Raw genomic sequence first — 16,481 nt, forward strand, 5'->3', positions numbered from 1 at the left:
CCCCGTATGATAACCCGTTCAGTCCAGACTGTGCAGACCAATCCTGACGACATTATTGATATCCGGCAGAAAATTGCAGGATCCTGGCAGGAAATCCTCAGCCAGGCAGTGACAAATCCTCAGGAACTACTCGATATTCTCGGACTCGATCAGGCACTTTTGCCCGGAGCCGTGGTAGGCAGCCAGCAGTTTCAACTACAGGTTCCGCACACTTATATAGCACGAATCAGGAAAGGCGACCCGAATGATCCCCTTCTTCGTCAGGTTCTGCCCATTGGCGAAGAAATGGTTATAACTCCCGGTTTCTCATTTGACCCTTTGGGAGAAAAACCCAAAAACAGCCATCGGGGTATTCTGCATAAATACCAGGGCCGCCTTTTATTAATGCCCACACAACTGTGTGGGGTGAATTGTCGGTTTTGTTTCCGCCGTCACTTCCCTTATGAAGAAAACACCCTGAACCGTGAGGAGTGGCTGTCAGCATTTGATTACATTCGCTCTGACACTTCTGTTACAGAAGTAATTCTCAGCGGTGGCGACCCTCTGGCTCTTAACGACAATCGTCTGGCCTGGGTTGTAGAAGAACTGGCGAAGATCCCACATCTTCGCAGATTGCGCATCCACACTCGCTTTCCTGTTGTGATTCCTCAGCGTATTACCAAAGAGCTTCTGAACTGGCTGACGGGAACCCGCTTACAGCCCGTGATGGTTATTCACTGCAATCATCCGGATGAAGTTGATGCTGATGTTGCCGATGCCATGAAACTGTTGCGCGACCATGGTGTTCAGCTTTTAAACCAGAGTGCGCTTCTAAAAGGCGTCAATGACGATGCTGATGTGTTAATTGAGTTGAGTGAACGTCTGTTCAGTTGTGGTGTTATGCCTTATTACCTGCATCTGCTGGATAAAGTTCAGGGAGCAGCACACTTTGAAGTTGATGAGCAGAGAGCTCGACAGATTATGTCCGGTATGAGCGACCAGTGCTCTGGTTATCTCATACCGCGGCTGGCAAGAGAAAATGCTGGCGCGTCAGGAAAAGTTGTTATAGCCCCACTTTACAGCTTAAAAATATGACCCTGACAGCCTGTCGGACTTAACTGCCCGCAGTGAGAAAAACTCAGAGTATCCGCACAGCCAATCCAAGGGCGTAAGTACCACTAACACCTTTGCCGAAACAAATCCTGACTGCCACTGTCAATAATAATTAAGCTGACAGATACTTTGAGTAGTGTATTGATTATGAGTCCCAACTATACCAGACTAACCAACCTTCCTGTAAATCTGGCGCAGGTTCAACCAGGCTCCGGCCAAGACAGTGGCAGTGAAAGTGACAGTGACAGCTCGATTGTAGATGTAACGAGTGTACAGTTGCCCACTCTGCCATCCTCACCTTTTGCAGCGGCGTCACACCATCCTATCTCGCAGCAATTAAATCAGCGCCAAGCCTTTAAAACTTCTGCCCAGGTAAAAAAGAATGATGCACCACGCCCCCATAGGCAAAAGCCATATTCACCGCCAACAAAAGAGCAAAAAGAAGAAAGGCAAAAAGTCAAAAAAAAAGAATCCGAGAGAGTTAGGAGGGATGGGCTGAAAACCGAATTTGAAAACCTTAAAAAGATTCTTACGCAAATAAACAGCGGAAAGTTGGGCGATGTCTGCGATACCTTCTTTATTAACCCAACGAGAATGGATTTATTATCTCAAGCTAATCAATACCTAAGAGAACGACTTGACGAGCAGGATAAACAAAAACAACCTGATCAGCAGCCCACAATAAGCCTGCCTTCATCATCAACAGATAACTCTCAATCACTTAATAACCATGAGCAAATACTGAAAAATCAGCGGCAAATACAGGAAAGCCAGCGACAAACACAGGAAAGCCAGCGGCAAACACAGGAAAGCCAGCGGCAAACACAGGAAAGCCAGCGACAAATACAGGCAAGCCAGCGACAAATACAGGAAAGCCAGCGACAAATACAGGAGGGCTTGCAGCACATACAGGAAAGCCAGCGACAAATACAGGAGGGCCAACATCGAGAATTACAATACCAACAGGGAATAGCAGGCAGTTTGCTTACCATTCAACGGGGGATGCCTATCACCCCGCAACATATTTTCCCTATACCATTTCCACAATTTTTGGCTCCAAATCTCACCTCTGGCTATCCAGCAGTTAGACTCCAATTTCCAGAAGCTGGCCCAGCGGGAGATGCTCAAGACTGATTATCATGGTAGCGCAAGCTGAGCCAAATCCCGGTCATGCCAGCCAAGTAAATAGAGAATTGAGTCCAGGCCAAGAGTAGAGATTGACTGGCGGGCAGACTGTCTCACTAGCGGCTTGGCACGAAATGCTATTCCCAAACCGGCAGCGGCCAGCATCTGCAGATCGTTTGCTCCATCACCAACAGCAATGACCTGTTCCAGACGAATATGTTCCTGCTTGGCTATTTCCTTAAGCAGAACGGCCTTTCGGGAGGCATCCACAATCTCCCCCCTAACTTCGCCTGTCACTCTGCCATCTATGATTTCCAGCTCATTGGCATAGATATAATCAATGCCCAGCTTTTCCTGCAGAAATCTTGCAAACCAGGTGAAACCGCCTGACACAATCGCTGTTTTATAACCCAGTGTTTTCAGCGTTGTGATTAAACGCTCAGCACCTTCAGTTAGCTTCAGACGGTTGGCAACCTCCGGAAGTGCCGATTCATCAAGCCCCTTCAGCAGGGAAAGACGACGCCTGAAGCTTTCCTGAAAATCCAGATTACCCTGCATGGCTTCTTCTGTAATAGCTGTAACCTGGTCACCAACACCGGCTTCTTTTGCCAGCTCGTCGATAACTTCTGCCTCTATCAAGGTAGAGTCCATATCAAATACCACCAGCCTGCGACTTCGGCGATAAATTGAGTCTTCCTGCAAAGCAATATCAACATCCAGGTCAGAAGACAGATGAAGGAAGTCAGCCTTTAACTGGTCAGTATCAGCAGGCGTTCCCCGAACAGAAAACTCAATACAGGAGCGCTGAACCTCATTTCTGTGCTCAAGGGGAACCCGGCCTGAGAGGCGGGTGATATTATCAATATTCAAACCGTGAGCCGCAGTAACAGCGGATACCTGGGACATCTGCTCCGCAGTTATTGCCCGGGACAGAAGTGTGACTTTGTAGCGGTCTTTCTCCTGACGTGTTGTCCACTCTTCATATTCAAAGGGTTGAACTGTGCGATAGGTAACCTGAAGGCCTTTTTCGTGGAGATGAAACAGGAGGTCTTTCAAAACGGGAGCAACAGCATCTTCCCGTGGCACCCGAACCAGAATTCCCCAGGTTAATGAGTCATGAATCACAGCCTGACCAATATCGAGAATCTCTACTCCATACCCAGCCATAATTCCGGTTATCGCAGAAGTCAGGCCCGGCTTATCTTCACCGGTAACATTAATCAGAACGATTCGGCTCATTTCTTCCCCCTGAAATTCAGCTTTACACGGCATTCTATCGGTTGTTCTGTGAGGCGTCAGTTTTGTTGCTGCATTCGCTAGAAATGAATGGCATATCAGCAGCATAAGGGGCAACAAAAGAAACAGTCCGTATCTTCTGTTGTTACTAAAAACAGTCACATATACGAATGGAGTATTGATTTTTAGATTTATCAAACCATAAGGTGCATGTCTATCCAGAGCGAAGTTAAGAACGCGCATAAGAAAAGACGACCTCTACTCAGCTTAACCTAAAGTCTATGCACCCAATATAATATCAATTCACCAAAGCCTGAGACTTATGGCCAATTCCCCGCAGGCATCCACCGCTGTAGTCTGGGTTTCGTACTCAACGCCTGGCTCAAGGAGGGCTTCACAATGATCAAATTCAATTCAATCAAGAACGAAACAATAGGAAATTTTACGGTTGCAACAAACAACACGACCATTTCAGTGACTGTTAAATTCGGTGATTATAAGGTGGAGGCCCGTGCTGCAAAGCCCGCTACCCCGACGGCTCAAGAACAAAAGGAACAGAAAGAGAAAACACTAGCGAAGTACCGTGTAACCGGCCTGGATCGTTTTAAGTATTTCTGGAAACTCTTGGGTAAAGAATCAATAAAAACGGCCTTTAAGAAAGCCCGCACAATGAATAAAGAGACAAAGATGCAGCTCAGACTTGAGAGATTGAATGATGATTACGTAGATATAGATCAAGCTTATACGATAAGACTTGCCAATTATAATCAGGTGATTAATCCATCCTTGACAAGGATTGTGGCACTCTCTCCCCTGGTAATGGGTGACATGATCAAACAGTTGAGTGCTACCATCCCCACAGTAAAAAACCTCGCAGACCAGTTAAATATGCGAGCTTATTTAGGTGCTCTGGACACACAGCAAAAAATCTGGGAGAGCAACAAAGAGCTGATAGATGAAGTCCACAGCATCTGCCAAGTTTTGGGAATCGATCCACCTGAGAACAAACTGGCAGAAATGAGTGCCTAATGGTGCCAACTTTATCAGGCCTCTTACAAAATCTGAGGAGATCAGAGCATAATTCTCCGTGAGTACAAGCCGTCAGTCTGGGAGTAGAAATACTCCCTGTTATTCTCAGCATTCCGGTGACATTTTTTTTGAATCATGGATCTTTTAATTTTGCGACAAACTTCAAGCGCTGCTCTCTTTAAGGCAAAATAATCAGAACAGTGATTTAGAGCCAGTCATCAAGTGACTATCAAACGTATTTTTCAATCTCGGTTTCCAAGTTTTTCCCGCTTGAGTATTGGCAGGCAGATTCCCTTGCTGCTGGGAGGAACTCTGATTCTTAGTCTGCTGTTTGCCGGCGTGGTCACAACCAATGAAATCAGTGTGGCATCAAAGAACCAGGCCGACCGTTTGGGCAATACTCTTGCAGAACAGACAGCTATTGCCGCACGGGACTTTCTGGTCACCGGTGACCGACTGAGTCTGAACATTATGCTCAGTCAGCTGACGCGCAGTAACTCTGTATCCCGCGCAACCATTTACAGCATTGATAACAAACGTATTGCCGGAACAGAGGCCGATAATTACGAGCCTGGCAAACAGTATTCGATATATACCGCCCCTATTAATTATCAGAATGTCGTCACAGGAGAATTAAAGCTGGAGCTGGATAACTCCCGTTTTGATCAGGCTGCTTATAAAGCTTTACTCCTCTTTTGCGGGCTGGCCATTCTTTTGGGGGTCACCGGTACAGTTGTGTCCTGGAATTTTGCCCGGGAAAGACAGCTGCTGTTAACCCGTTCTGTTCGTCAACTGCAGGGGCTTTCCCAGGGGAAAGTCGCTTATGGAAAAGATGTAAAAGATGAGGTCCGTCAAATTGCTTTGCAGCTGGAATACCTGATTACTCACAGCAACGCTGACAGTATGGTTTCTATTCCGGAACCGGCTTTGGATGAAGAGGTTCAGCCTGCAAAAGAAGATGAAAAAGACGACGATATTATTCTGGCATTGCGATTCCACAACCTTTCCGAGCTCAGCCAGCAGCTTTCCAGAGAGGCACTGCTTGATCTTCTGGAAGAAGAATTGCCTCTGATTAATGAGTCTGCCCGAATTAATCATGGTGCTTTGAATTATTCCGCCGAAGGCAATGCGTACATCAGCTTTGAAAGAAATGGCAAGGAAGGCAGTGGTGTATTTGCAGCTGTCTGCTGTGCCAAGCTGATCCAGAAGCTGATGAATGATGAGCTTTCCGAACATCCTGCCGGGCTTACTGTTGAGCTGGGTATCAGTACGTTGTCACCCAATAAACCTGGTGACACACACCCAGCCTTAAGTGAATCAGCCACAGGCCTGGCCCTGATGCTGGCGAGAATGGGGGAAGGTCGTCTGCTAATGGATAGTCACTCTCAGGAATGTAATGAGCAAACCCAGACAGCTCTGATTCCAACAGAGTTTGGTGACGATATTATGGAAGTGGGAGAACTGCCTGAAGAGCATTTGAAAATGCTTGCCCGTCAGGCAGAGAAAATCAGAAAGAGTACAACGACTTATGTCAACAGAACCTAAAATCTACAGTCTCATTTCTATTCCCCGATCAGCCATGTATTGCTTGGCTTCGGGGACAGTATGCTCTCCAAAGTGAAAAATTGATGCTGCCAGAACAGCATCAGCTTTTCCTTTCTTGATTCCATCAACCAGGTGATCAAGATTGCCTGCACCACCTGAGGCAATAACCGGAATAACTACAGCTTCTGAAATAGCTTTGGTAACGCCAAGGTCATAGCCGTTTTTAACGCCGTCCTGATCCATACTGGTCAGCATAAATTCGCCAGCACCATACTCTTCCATCTTGATGGCCCATTCGACAGCATCAATACCGGTTGGCTTGCGGCCACCATAGGTGAAGATTTCCCAGCGATCTTTCTCTCCCGGTTTGCTGACTTTCTTGGCATCAATCGCCACAACAATACATTGTGAACCAAACTTCTGTGCAGCTTCACGAACAAACTCAGGATTAAACACAGCTGCCGTATTGATGCTGACTTTGTCTGCCCCGGCATTCAGCATGGTGCGAATATCTTCAATTGTGCGAATTCCTCCACCAACAGTCAGAGGAATAAACACCTCTCCGGCTATGGCTTCAACGGTATGAACGGTTGTATCCCGGTTATCGCTGCTGGCGGTGATATCCAGAAAGATAATCTCATCAGCCCCCTGCTCATCGTAACGACGGGCAACTTCTACCGGATCACCGGCATCCCGGATATCCACAAACTGGACACCTTTGACCACCCGGCCATTATCAACATCCAGACAGGGAATAATGCGTTTTGCTAATCCCATAACACTCTTACTCCCTTATGGATTCCAGCGAAGAAAATTACCCAGCAGCTTCAGGCCACAGGCTGCACTTTTCTCTGGATGAAACTGCACTGCAAACAGGTTGTCTCTGGTTAAAGCTGCATCCAGCCGAACGCCGTACTGACAGGTTCCGGCAACAAGAGAACGATCTTCACATTGGGCATAGTAACTGTGAACAAAGTAGAAGCGGCTGCCATCCTCAATATCATTCCACAGAGGATGATCTGACTGAGCCACCCTGCTCCAGCCCATATGTGGAACTTTCAGGTGTTCGCCATCTTCATGGAGATCCCGGCCAAAGTAGCGCACATTGCCCGGCAGCAATCCCATGCATTCAACGCCGCTATTCTCTTCGCTATGGGCCAGAAGAACCTGCATACCTACACAGATTCCCAGCAAAGGTTTGTTCTTAACAACATCCTTCACCATCTCATCAACCCCGAGACGGCGAATCTCAGCCATACAGTCCCGAATGGCTCCAACCCCAGGTAGAACCACCCGATCTGCGTTGTGGATAACTTTCGAATCAGACGTGATCAGAACCTTCATACCCTCAGGAGCCACATGCTCCAGAGCCTTGGCTGCCGAGTGCAGGTTCCCCATCCCGTAATCAATAACTGCAACAGTTTGCATGTACTACTTTCCTTAAAAAGCGGCCTCGAAAACAGGCGGGCTAGAGACTTCCCTTGGTGGAGGGCATCTGCCCCTTCATACGCTCATCAGATTCCAGAGCCATACGCAGGGCACGGCCAAAGGCTTTAAATACCGTTTCGATCTGGTGATGGGTATTGCTGCCCCGGATGTTATCCACATGCAGGGTTACCTTGGCGTGATTGGTAAAGCCCTGGAAGAACTCCTGGAACAGATCAACATCAAAACCGCCAACAGAGGCGCGGGTGTAGTCCACATTGAACACCAGACCAGGGCGGCCGGAGAAGTCGATAACAACACGGGAAAGGGCTTCATCCAGGGGGACATAAGCGTGGCCGTAGCGACGGATACCTTTCTTGTCACCCACGGCCTTATCAAACGCCTGACCCAGGGTAATACCGATATCTTCCACGGTATGGTGATCATCAATATGTCGGTCACCGTCAGCCTGAATATTCAGGTCAATCAGTCCATGACGGGCAATCTGGTCCATCATATGCTCAAGGAAGGGAATGCCGGTATCAAACGCAGCCTGCCCATCTCCATCCAGGTTAATTTCAACCTTGATCTGGGTTTCCAGGGTATTGCGCTCAACATGTGCTTTACGGTCAGCCATGGGATTTTCCGGGTTTGTTCTAGTAATTAAGCCACCTGCAGGGGCTTTTTTGTCTTTGTCTCGCTGAATTATATGTCCCGCGCTCTGGTATTCCTACCTGACAGCTTGTCATTCTAGCTTCAAGCCCTATGATGGCGGCGTTTTAATGGGAAATAGTATATGCCGGTTATTATCGAAAACCTGACCAGTCTCGGCCCGGAAGACCGTACAGATATTGAGAAGATTAGGAATGATGCTCCACAATGGCTGCCTACAGATCAATCGATTGATGAGTGGCTCAGCCAGCCCAGTCAGAAACTGTTTGCAGGTCGCTTCAATGACCGCTTGATTGTGGCAGCCCTGATTACAGAAATAGTTACAGAAGAAGAAAAAGTGTGGAACCTGACCTGGCTCTGCGTTCGTAAGGTGACCCGTGACCGGTGCGTTGGTCAGAGAATTGTTTCTGAGCTGAAAAGAATAGCGAAAGAAGCGGGATGCAGTCTGAGCATAACAATTCCCAACGGTGCTGAAGTAGACCAGCTACCCAGCTATTTACGTTCTTAAGCAAATAAATTTATCGCCTGTCTCAAGTGCTATGAGAAAGGCGATAAAAAACTCACTGCAGGCAGTAAACCGGATTAGGATAACTCCCGGATAGGTCTTTCCCTGAGCCTCTCTCCAACTTCCACTCTGAGGAAGTCTGACGACAGGAAATGAGTTCCTTCGTAGCTTTTTGAATCAGCCACTACAGAAGATACAACGCCGCTGGAATCAATCCACTTGATTGTATCCTCATTCTCCAGGTTCTGTATCTGAAGATTAACTTCACTTTCAATGCTGACTTTTTTGCCAATAACAACATTCCACTGCCTGGGTTTTAACCCCGGCTTAAAGCCTTCTGTGGCAAAGCTGTTGGTGACAAACACAGATGTTTTGCCACCTTCCCAGCCACACATATCTCCCTCAAACTCAAGAGCGCAATCAATCACAGTGCAGAGAGATTTCTCAATTTCCAGCTCAATACGTTCAACAGGCGGTCTATAGAAAATGGAAATTGATAGAACTGCTTCTCTTCCAGTTCTGCAGCATTAACCTGGATTGTTATCTCTTCCATTTCTATCCTTTCTCTGCGCCAGCATGAGCACCTTTTATAAAGAATTTCTGGATATAGGGATAAAATAGAACCAGCGGGACCAATGCAACAACAATCGCTCCGGCAACAACATTATTGGTGACAATATCGCTGCTGGATGTGGAGTTATCCAGCATAACAATGGACTTCAGAGCAATCTGCAGAGTGATCTTTTCAGGGTCATTGATAAAGATCAGCGGCTTCACAAACATATTGTATTTGCGCACTACATCGAACAGACCAACAGTGATCAGACCCGGAATAGTCAAAGGCAGATAAACCTTAAAGAAAATCGTCAGGTTGCTGGCACCATCAATTCTTGCGGCTTCCAAAAGGCTATGGGGAATCTGCTCAAAGTAATTGCGCATCAGCAGGATACTGAAACCGGAGACCAACTCAGCCACAATCAATGAAGTCAGAGTGTTCAGAAGGTGGAAGTCCTTGAACACAATAAACAGCGGAACCATGATGATCTGCGAAGGAATAGTCAGCGTCAGTAGAATAATACCTGTCAGAAAGTGCTTACCCGGCAGGTTTGGCTGCGCCATCACATAACCGCCAACAGAAGCCAGAAAGACATGCAGGAAAACCCCGATCACCGTCACAAACATTGTGTTGGCAAAAGGCCGCCAGAATTCCAGTCGGTTAAACAGCACTTCGAAACCTTCCACACTGAAGGTTTCCGGCCACAGCAGCAGGCCAGGCTTCATGGAATCAAGGTTGGTTGAGAAAGCTGTGGCAATAACATTCCACAGGGGCAACAGCATCATCACTGACATCAGGGCCATCAGAATCAAGCTGTATAAACTGAATTTCTTATCATTAAGCATGACGGAAACCTACTTGTTCCTGGTGATCTTCTGTACAGCCAGAGCCAGGCTGATGGCGATAATGAGCAGGATCACACCTGCCGCGTTGGCGATACCCAGATCAAACTCAAGAATGCCCTGTTCATAAACATAGAGAGCCAGTGTCGTAATCTTGTGGGAGATCAGACCGTTCGACATCAAATACGCCGAATCAAAAGTACGCAGTGAACCCAGCAAAGTAATCAGGAACACAATTTTCATTGTTGGGTAGAGCTGGGGAATGGTGATGTTCCAGATCTTCTGCCAGACAGTTGCCCCATCCATCTCAGCGGCTTCATAGAGATCAGTGTTGATAGAGAGAATGGCGGAGAAATAAATAACTGTGGTGTAACCGATATCTTTCCACACAGTCTGGAACACAATCATGCCCCGTGCGTAGTCTTCATTGGCAAAGAACAGGATGGGCGCATCGATAATTCCCAGCGATATCAAAACACTGTTGAGTGAACCCGCCGGAGAAAGAAACGTCATCCAGATACCGATAATAATTACCCAGGAAAACAGGTTGGGTAGATAAATCAGAGTCTGAAACCAGCGTTTGGCTGCCATCTGGGTTATTTCAACCAGAGCAATGGCAGGAATAATCGGCAGAGTAAAACCAAAGAAAGTAATACCCAGCGACAGAACTATGGTGTTTTCAATAACCTGTAAAAAATCACTGTCGTCAAAAATGGTGTAGTAATTGTCCAGTCCTACAAACCCGGAAGAGCCCAGAAGACCAAATTCCTGGATGCTGATATAAAACGCTTGCGACAGTGGATAAAAAATAAAAACGCAAAAATAAATAATTATGGGCGTTATTAACACATAAAGAGGCGCATACTTTTTCAGCAGCCGAGTATCCATAGAACCTTTCCGGAAAGAAACAAAGCTGGTAATGGCATCAGGCAACAGCACCATTACCAGCCTTTGATTTAATCGATCAACTTACTCTTAGCCAGATCCTTGCGCATGGCCTTAACGGCTTCAGCACCAGTGACCTTGCCAAGCATGGCGCGATAGGCGTACTTCTGAAGAATCTTCTTGGTCTTGCTCCACTCAGCTGGCAGAACCTCCAGAGAAGCGTGTTTCAGAACAATGGCTTCTGCTTCGTCTACGCCAGGCAGGGAACCAAAAGGATTAACCCAGTTGCGGCTGGTCACGCGGGGAGCTCCGTGATCAAGGCCATGCTCTTTACCGGTCTCGGTCAGCACATACTTGCCATCGACCACATTGTAATCAATGCCTTCGATGCCCAGTGTACCCAGCAGGTAGCCCGGCTCAGAGTGCCAGAACTCCAGGAACTTGATGGCGTTTTCAGGCTTCCTGGCATTGGCAGGAATCACCCAGATACTGGAGTCACCGCGACGCATCATGATCTTGCCATCAGGCCCGGGAACACCGGCAAGGCCTTTGGCACGGAAGGTGGTTTTAGGATCCTGATTGGTGCGAATGTTGTTGTACAGACCAACAAAAGCATCCCAGTAGGTGACTGTCGCAGTCTGGTCAGACAGGAACAGTTTGGTCATATCGGAGCTGCTGTTGGAAGCAAAGTTAGGATCCAGCAGACCTTCCTTGTACAGTTTGGCGAACCAGTCATAAACAGGCGCTGCAGCATCAGTGGCGTAAGGAACAGTGCGCTTGCCATCAATCATCACATATCCGGCTTTCACCCCAACTGCACTCATAAATGGTTGAATATCATACAAACCTTTGGTGCTGATACCGTAGGCACCATACTTGGTTTTGGCGGCTTTGAAGAAGTTGTACCACTGGTCAAGGGTCGCAGGGTCTTTCATGCCCAGCTCTTCCAGCCAGTCAGCACGCACCACTGGCATGGTGCCACCTTCAAACTTGTTGGGAATACCGTAGATCTTGCCGTCGCGGCTGATGACATCCAGTTCTTCCTGGGAAATTCGGTTCCGGTCAGAAAGAATTGGGCTTTTGGCGATCAGATCATTCATAGGCATGATCGCTTTCTGTTTGATAAAGTATTCAAGCTGCTTGGATGTGCTGTAGATAAGATCGTATTTTTCACCGCTGGCCAGAGTGGTCAGAACAACCTGATCATAGGAGCCCCCCGGCTTGACCATGCTGACATCCATACCGGTATTTTTTTCAATAACCTGAACAAACGCCTTATGCTCACCAGCAGTTTTACCACCGCTGACCTTGGTCATGATCTTCACATCACTTGCCATGGTCACAGAACTAAACGCCATCGTGGCCGTTAAGAGCGCTAACACTGTTTTCTTCATTTGCTTTTCCTTACGTTACTTCTGACCGAAGAGAGATTCAGCCTTACGTTATTTTTTCTAGGCGGCCGTTGCTGGCTCCTTGTTTTCCTTAACACTCAGTGCGTCTTTCAACAGGGTTCGACGATAGTTCTGCAGCACTGAACGATCCTGATCATCAAACAGATAGATATCTCTTACCGCTGCACTGGCAGCGATTTCCTGGCCGGGAAGAATTGTCTGGTGACCATCAACCTTTAACGTGATGGACTGGCCATTGAGGTCGCCATAAACCAGAGTGTTTTCACCAAGATATTCAGAAGCTGTTGCCTTGATGGTGATATTTAGATCACCAGTTCTATTAATGAATAAGTGTTCCGGACGAACACCCAGCTTGAACTGTTTTTCACCATCGGTTGGAGAGTCCACCGGCAGCTTGATGCTCTGCCCACTTTCCAAAGTGAAGGTCTGCTTCGTCCCATCAAACTCTTTCGAAGTCACAGAAATGAAGTTCATCTTTGGCGAACCAATAAATCCGGCCACAAAGACATTTTCCGGTGCGGTATAAAGCTCTGCCGGAGTGCCAACCTGCTCAATCTGACCGGCCCGAAGCACAACAATCCGATCAGCCATGGTCATGGCTTCCACCTGATCATGGGTCACATAAATCATGGTGGCGTTCATCTTTTCATGGAGACGGGCAATCTCCATGCGCATGGCTACACGCAGTTCAGCATCAAGGTTGGAAAGGGGTTCATCAAAGAGAAAGACTTCCGGCTGACGGGTAATGGCCCGACCAATGGCAACGCGCTGGCGCTGGCCGCCGGATAACTCTTTTGGCTTGCGGTTCAGTAAAGGAGTCAGCTGCAGAATCTCTGCAACTTCATTCACCCTTTCTTCAATAAACTCTTTGGGATGTTTACGAACTTTCAGGCCAAAGGCGATGTTGTCGTAAACATTCATATGGGGATAAAGCGCGTAGGACTGAAACACCATGGCCGCCCCACGTTTGGAGGGAGCAAGATCATTCACTGCCTGACCAGCGATCTTGATCTCACCCTCGGTGGTATCATCAAGACCGGCAATCAGTCTCAGCAGTGTGGATTTTCCGCAACCGGATGGCCCGACAAAAACGATGAACTCACCATCGTTAATCGCCAGATCCACACCATGAATAATCTCTGTTTCACCGAAACGTTTGATAACGTTATGCAGACTCAGAGTGGCCATAGTAAAAAAGTCCTCGACAAATCATCTTCGACAATCAGTGTTAAGTGCTAGAGCCAGTAAATACCTGCCTGCCACGGCATAAGCGTTACCGACTGATCAACACTGTTGTCAGCAAAATCTTTTAGATGGATAGCTTTGGCGGCATCCTGTCCAAGAACAATCGGGACAGTTTCATCAGAAAAGTTAAAGAGGCACAGAAGTGACTTTTTCCCGGGAACGGTGCGGATAAAACCGCTGACACCTTCCGGGGTTTCCATCAGCTCTATATCACCAGCAATGTAGTCGCGGTGCTCTCCTCGCCACTTCAGAAGCTCGCGATAGAAGTTCAGGGTAGATTCACTATCCTGCTCCTGAACATCAACGGCCCTTGCGCAATGTTTTTCCTGCATTGGCAGCCAGGGTTTAACAGAGGAGAAACCTCCGTTCACAGCATCTTTGTTCCAGGGGATAGGTGTTCTGCAACCATCCCGTCCCTGCCGCTGTGGCCAGGTTGCCAAGCCTTCCGGGTCAACCAGATCTTCAAACTGAAGCTCTGCTTCATCCAGCCCCAGTTCTTCACCCTGATACAGGCAGATAGAGCCGCGGAGAGTATTCATAAGGGTGAAGTAGAGCCGAGCCAGCAGGTCCTGGTCGACGCCCTCTTTTTTCCAGCGGGAAACAACGCGGGGAGCATCATGGTTATTAATGGCATAATTCACCCAGCCTTTGCCGGCTGACTTTGCGTTACCAATAATGCGGTTGATGTAATCCTTGTTAGCTGTTTCATTGTGATGACCCATGGTCATCTGGCAGTCATAACCCATATGCAGGAGATCATCACTGCCGGTATAGCGGGTAATCAGATCAAGATCGCCAATCTCACCGATACTTGTCTTCTCAGGATATGAGTCCAGAACCTGACGGAACCTGCGCAGGAAAATTTCCATCTCTGGACGGTTGGAGTTGTAGATCATATCCTGCCAGTACCATAGCTTAACGTGGGACTGACCTTTTGGATTCACAGGGTTATCACGCAGCTGAAGGTCATGGAACATCTGACCGATAGCATCCAGACGGAAACCATCAACTCCACGATCCAGCCAGAAACGTGTGACATCCAAAACGGCATTCTGCACATCTTCGTTGTGAAGATTGAGATCAGGTTGCTGGGTAACAAAGTTATGCAGGTAGTACTGCATACGACGACTGTCGAACTGCCAGGCGGCACCACCAAAACAGGACTGCCAGTTATTAGGCGGAGAGCCATCGGGCTTTGGATCTGCCCAGACATACCAGTCGTGTTTAGGGTTATCTCGACTCTGACGGCTTTCCTGGAACCAAGGGTGCTCATCGGAGCTATGGGAGTAAACCTGATCGATCAAGACCTTTAGCCCCAGCTCATGAGCTGTCGCCAGAAACTCATCAAAATCACTTAAAGTGCCAAAAATTGGATCGACATCTCGATAGTTGGCAATGTCATAGCCAAAATCGTGCATGGGAGAAGTGAAGAAAGGAGATAACCAGATGGCATCAACATTGAGCGATGCAATATAGGGGAGCTTTTCGGTGATGCCCTTTAAATCACCCACTCCATCATTATTGCTGTCATAAAAACTACGTGGATATATCTGATAGATGGATAAACTTTTCCACCAATCTGAGCTACCTGTCATACACTACTTCCATAACCTGCGACTGCTTTCAGTTCGCAAATATCTGTATTCACTGTGAGGGCTCATTTACTTGGTGGAGATACCACAACTAACTTTTGAGGTTTCAAGTCGGGCGAAAAACACTACAAGAAACCGCAATTTTTAGCTAACGATATTTTTTCAACCACCTTTGAACAAAAAGCCACATTTATAAAAATGAATCTACAGAACTGGACAGCGCCTGAATAATACATATTATGCGTCCATGTATAAGTTGTACTTATAGTTACCGGAATGGATAAGTTTCTTCATCAATTCAAAGTGATCGCGGAATCAGGCAGCTTCAGCCATGCCTCTGAGATGCTACATATCAGCCAGCCAGCTCTTACACAAAATATTAAGAAACTGGAAAGCCGATATGAAATAAGCCTGTTTAACCGCTCTCACCAAGGGGTTTCATTAACGGCCTACGGTCAAATTTTGTACGGCCATGTGAGAGCGATGGAGAACATCGAAAAACAGGCTAACGAAAAGATCGAGGAATTTAAGAATAAGAAGGGGCGCTCTCTCCTGATTGGAACAGGGCATTTTTTCTGGGAACTTTATCTGAAAGATGCTTTAAGAAAATATCACTCAATAGCCCCCAAGGCTTCACTTCATATTGAGTTTGGCAACAACCTTTATCTTTTTGACAGAACGCTATCCGGCCACCTTGATATTATTTTTGGCCATGAAATCCTAGGCCTCTCCCATAACTCCGATATGGTATTCATGCCTCTTTTAGAGTCTGATAGAGCATGGTTTGTCAGATCATCCCACCCTCTTGCCGGAAAGAAAGCGTGTTATACCGATATGGATAGTTTTCCACTTCTGGAGATAACTGGCCATGACAGTCGATATAAGGAATACATCAAACACGTTGAAGAAAACCCGATTGAACAGGAGCGGCTTGAATCAGATCACCGGGTAATCATGTCGACCAACTCAATCACAGCCGGTCTGGAGTTTCTTCAAACTCAGGATGTCATTCTGGGCTTTCCTATTGAGTATCGCAGCTTTATGGAGCAACACGATATTGTTCCACTGCAGCTGGATACCCCGCCATTAAAAGAACGCATAGGGGCGTATTATAGGAATAATGGTCTCAACTCATCTTTGGAAGAGTTAATTCAGATTCTGATCCCTATAGTTAAACCGGTTTTTGATACTTTTCGATACCAAATCTAGATGTGAATCGCCCAGTTATGTTCGCTTTAAAAAATACTATCAGCCAACCTTGATTCAGGGATAAACTTGCCATGCGCTTCCATAAAGAAAATAACATAGCGAGTGCTTATC

17 protein-coding genes are annotated in these 16,481 nt (G+C 47.1%); 6 read left to right on the plus strand and 11 right to left on the minus strand.

The features are described 5' to 3' along the window. The first annotated feature begins 6 nt into the window (after window positions 1–6). Both epmB and M3P05_RS06715 read left to right on the plus strand, forming a co-directional pair. A complete protein-coding gene (epmB, locus tag M3P05_RS06710; RefSeq protein WP_249698690.1) occupies window positions 7–1,074 on the plus strand; it encodes an EF-P beta-lysylation protein EpmB in 1,068 nt (355 codons plus the stop codon). Between the two features lie 165 nt (window positions 1,075–1,239). Further along, complete coding sequence (locus tag M3P05_RS06715) at window positions 1,240–2,226, plus strand: hypothetical protein (protein WP_249698692.1); 987 nt, start codon at window positions 1,240–1,242, stop codon at window positions 2,224–2,226. A 3-nt stretch (window positions 2,227–2,229) separates the two neighbouring features. On the opposite strand, the gene serB is transcribed toward M3P05_RS06715, so the two are convergent. Beyond that, the gene (gene serB / locus M3P05_RS06720; protein ID WP_249698693.1) at window positions 2,230–3,456 is read right to left on the minus strand and encodes a phosphoserine phosphatase SerB; all 1,227 of its coding nucleotides are present in this window, start codon (window positions 3,454–3,456) and stop codon (window positions 2,230–2,232) included. A 396-nt stretch (window positions 3,457–3,852) separates the two neighbouring features. On the opposite strand from serB, the gene M3P05_RS06725 reads away from it, so the two are divergent. Further along, window positions 3,853–4,482, plus strand: coding sequence for a hypothetical protein (locus tag M3P05_RS06725; protein WP_249698695.1), 630 nt, complete (start codon window positions 3,853–3,855; stop codon window positions 4,480–4,482). 222 nt (window positions 4,483–4,704) lie between these two features. Beyond that, entirely contained in the window at window positions 4,705–6,027 is a 1,323-nt protein-coding gene (locus tag M3P05_RS06730; protein ID WP_249698696.1) for a hypothetical protein, read from the plus strand. Window positions 6,028–6,030: 3 nt separating this feature from the next. On the opposite strand, the gene hisF is transcribed toward M3P05_RS06730, so the two are convergent. The 3 genes from hisF to hisB are packed head-to-tail and all read right to left on the minus strand — an operon-like array spanning window position 6,031 to window position 8,089. Then, window positions 6,031–6,804, minus strand: a complete 774-nt coding sequence (gene hisF, locus M3P05_RS06735) for an imidazole glycerol phosphate synthase subunit HisF (RefSeq protein WP_249698697.1) — start codon at window positions 6,802–6,804, stop codon at window positions 6,031–6,033. Between the two features lie 15 nt (window positions 6,805–6,819). Then, on the minus strand, window positions 6,820–7,455 hold the full coding sequence (gene hisH, locus M3P05_RS06740) for an imidazole glycerol phosphate synthase subunit HisH (RefSeq protein WP_249698699.1): 636 nt from the start codon (window positions 7,453–7,455) through the stop codon (window positions 6,820–6,822). Between the two features lie 40 nt (window positions 7,456–7,495). Beyond that, entirely contained in the window at window positions 7,496–8,089 is a 594-nt protein-coding gene (hisB, locus tag M3P05_RS06745; protein WP_249698700.1) for an imidazoleglycerol-phosphate dehydratase HisB, read from the minus strand. A 159-nt stretch (window positions 8,090–8,248) separates the two neighbouring features. On the opposite strand from hisB, the gene M3P05_RS06750 reads away from it, so the two are divergent. Continuing rightward, window positions 8,249–8,632, plus strand: coding sequence for an acetyl-CoA sensor PanZ family protein (locus M3P05_RS06750; protein WP_249698701.1), 384 nt, complete (start codon window positions 8,249–8,251; stop codon window positions 8,630–8,632). 74 nt (window positions 8,633–8,706) lie between these two features. Here the strand turns inward: M3P05_RS06750 and M3P05_RS06755 are convergent, their stop codons facing one another. From M3P05_RS06755 to M3P05_RS06780, 7 genes are all read right to left on the minus strand, one after another. Then, window positions 8,707–9,057, minus strand: coding sequence for a hypothetical protein (locus M3P05_RS06755; protein WP_249698703.1), 351 nt, complete (start codon window positions 9,055–9,057; stop codon window positions 8,707–8,709). Next, a complete protein-coding gene (locus M3P05_RS20945) occupies window positions 9,054–9,182 on the minus strand; it encodes a hypothetical protein (RefSeq protein WP_283777711.1) in 129 nt (42 codons plus the stop codon). The genes M3P05_RS06755 and M3P05_RS20945 overlap by 4 nt, the downstream gene beginning before the upstream one ends. Window positions 9,183–9,184: 2 nt before the next feature. Next, window positions 9,185–10,030, minus strand: a complete 846-nt coding sequence (locus tag M3P05_RS06760; RefSeq protein ID WP_249698704.1) for a carbohydrate ABC transporter permease — start codon at window positions 10,028–10,030, stop codon at window positions 9,185–9,187. Between the two features lie 9 nt (window positions 10,031–10,039). Further along, entirely contained in the window at window positions 10,040–10,915 is an 876-nt protein-coding gene (locus M3P05_RS06765; RefSeq protein ID WP_249698705.1) for an ABC transporter permease subunit, read from the minus strand. 68 nt (window positions 10,916–10,983) lie between these two features. After that, a complete protein-coding gene (locus tag M3P05_RS06770) occupies window positions 10,984–12,306 on the minus strand; it encodes an extracellular solute-binding protein (protein WP_249698706.1) in 1,323 nt (440 codons plus the stop codon). Window positions 12,307–12,363: 57 nt separating this feature from the next. Then, the gene (locus tag M3P05_RS06775) at window positions 12,364–13,512 is read right to left on the minus strand and encodes an ABC transporter ATP-binding protein (protein ID WP_249698708.1); all 1,149 of its coding nucleotides are present in this window, start codon (window positions 13,510–13,512) and stop codon (window positions 12,364–12,366) included. A gap of 47 nt (window positions 13,513–13,559) precedes the next feature. Beyond that, entirely contained in the window at window positions 13,560–15,164 is a 1,605-nt protein-coding gene (locus tag M3P05_RS06780) for an alpha-amylase family glycosyl hydrolase (protein WP_249698709.1), read from the minus strand. A 273-nt stretch (window positions 15,165–15,437) separates the two neighbouring features. Here M3P05_RS06780 and M3P05_RS06785 point away from each other — a divergent pair, with 273 nt between their 5' ends. After that, window positions 15,438–16,370: a LysR family transcriptional regulator gene (locus tag M3P05_RS06785; protein ID WP_249698710.1), complete on the plus strand. Its 933-nt coding sequence runs from the start codon at window positions 15,438–15,440 to the stop codon at window positions 16,368–16,370. Window positions 16,371–16,481 lie beyond the last annotated feature (111 nt).

Source organism: Parendozoicomonas callyspongiae (assembly GCF_023502345.1).
Taxonomy (GTDB): Bacteria; Pseudomonadota; Gammaproteobacteria; order Pseudomonadales; family Endozoicomonadaceae; genus Sansalvadorimonas; species Sansalvadorimonas callyspongiae.

Excerpts from the sequence above, each read along its gene's own strand:
- epmB (WP_249698690.1), top strand. The coding sequence starts at position 7 with ATGATAACCCGTTCAGTCCAGACTGTGCAGACCAATCCTGACGACATT.
- M3P05_RS06715 (WP_249698692.1), top strand. The coding sequence starts at position 1,240 with ATGAGTCCCAACTATACCAGACTAACCAACCTTCCTGTAAATCTGGCG.
- serB (WP_249698693.1), bottom strand. The coding sequence starts at position 3,456 with ATGAGCCGAATCGTTCTGATTAATGTTACCGGTGAAGATAAGCCGGGC.
- M3P05_RS06725 (WP_249698695.1), top strand. The coding sequence starts at position 3,853 with ATGATCAAATTCAATTCAATCAAGAACGAAACAATAGGAAATTTTACG.
- hisF (WP_249698697.1), bottom strand. The coding sequence starts at position 6,804 with ATGGGATTAGCAAAACGCATTATTCCCTGTCTGGATGTTGATAATGGC.
- hisH (WP_249698699.1), bottom strand. The coding sequence starts at position 7,455 with ATGCAAACTGTTGCAGTTATTGATTACGGGATGGGGAACCTGCACTCG.
- hisB (WP_249698700.1), bottom strand. The coding sequence starts at position 8,089 with ATGGCTGACCGTAAAGCACATGTTGAGCGCAATACCCTGGAAACCCAG.
- M3P05_RS06750 (WP_249698701.1), top strand. The coding sequence starts at position 8,249 with ATGCCGGTTATTATCGAAAACCTGACCAGTCTCGGCCCGGAAGACCGT.
- M3P05_RS20945 (WP_283777711.1), bottom strand. The coding sequence starts at position 9,182 with ATGGAAGAGATAACAATCCAGGTTAATGCTGCAGAACTGGAAGAGAAG.
- M3P05_RS06760 (WP_249698704.1), bottom strand. The coding sequence starts at position 10,030 with ATGCTTAATGATAAGAAATTCAGTTTATACAGCTTGATTCTGATGGCC.
- M3P05_RS06765 (WP_249698705.1), bottom strand. The coding sequence starts at position 10,915 with ATGGATACTCGGCTGCTGAAAAAGTATGCGCCTCTTTATGTGTTAATA.
- M3P05_RS06770 (WP_249698706.1), bottom strand. The coding sequence starts at position 12,306 with ATGAAGAAAACAGTGTTAGCGCTCTTAACGGCCACGATGGCGTTTAGT.
- M3P05_RS06775 (WP_249698708.1), bottom strand. The coding sequence starts at position 13,512 with ATGGCCACTCTGAGTCTGCATAACGTTATCAAACGTTTCGGTGAAACA.
- M3P05_RS06780 (WP_249698709.1), bottom strand. The coding sequence starts at position 15,164 with ATGACAGGTAGCTCAGATTGGTGGAAAAGTTTATCCATCTATCAGATA.
- M3P05_RS06785 (WP_249698710.1), top strand. The coding sequence starts at position 15,438 with ATGGATAAGTTTCTTCATCAATTCAAAGTGATCGCGGAATCAGGCAGC.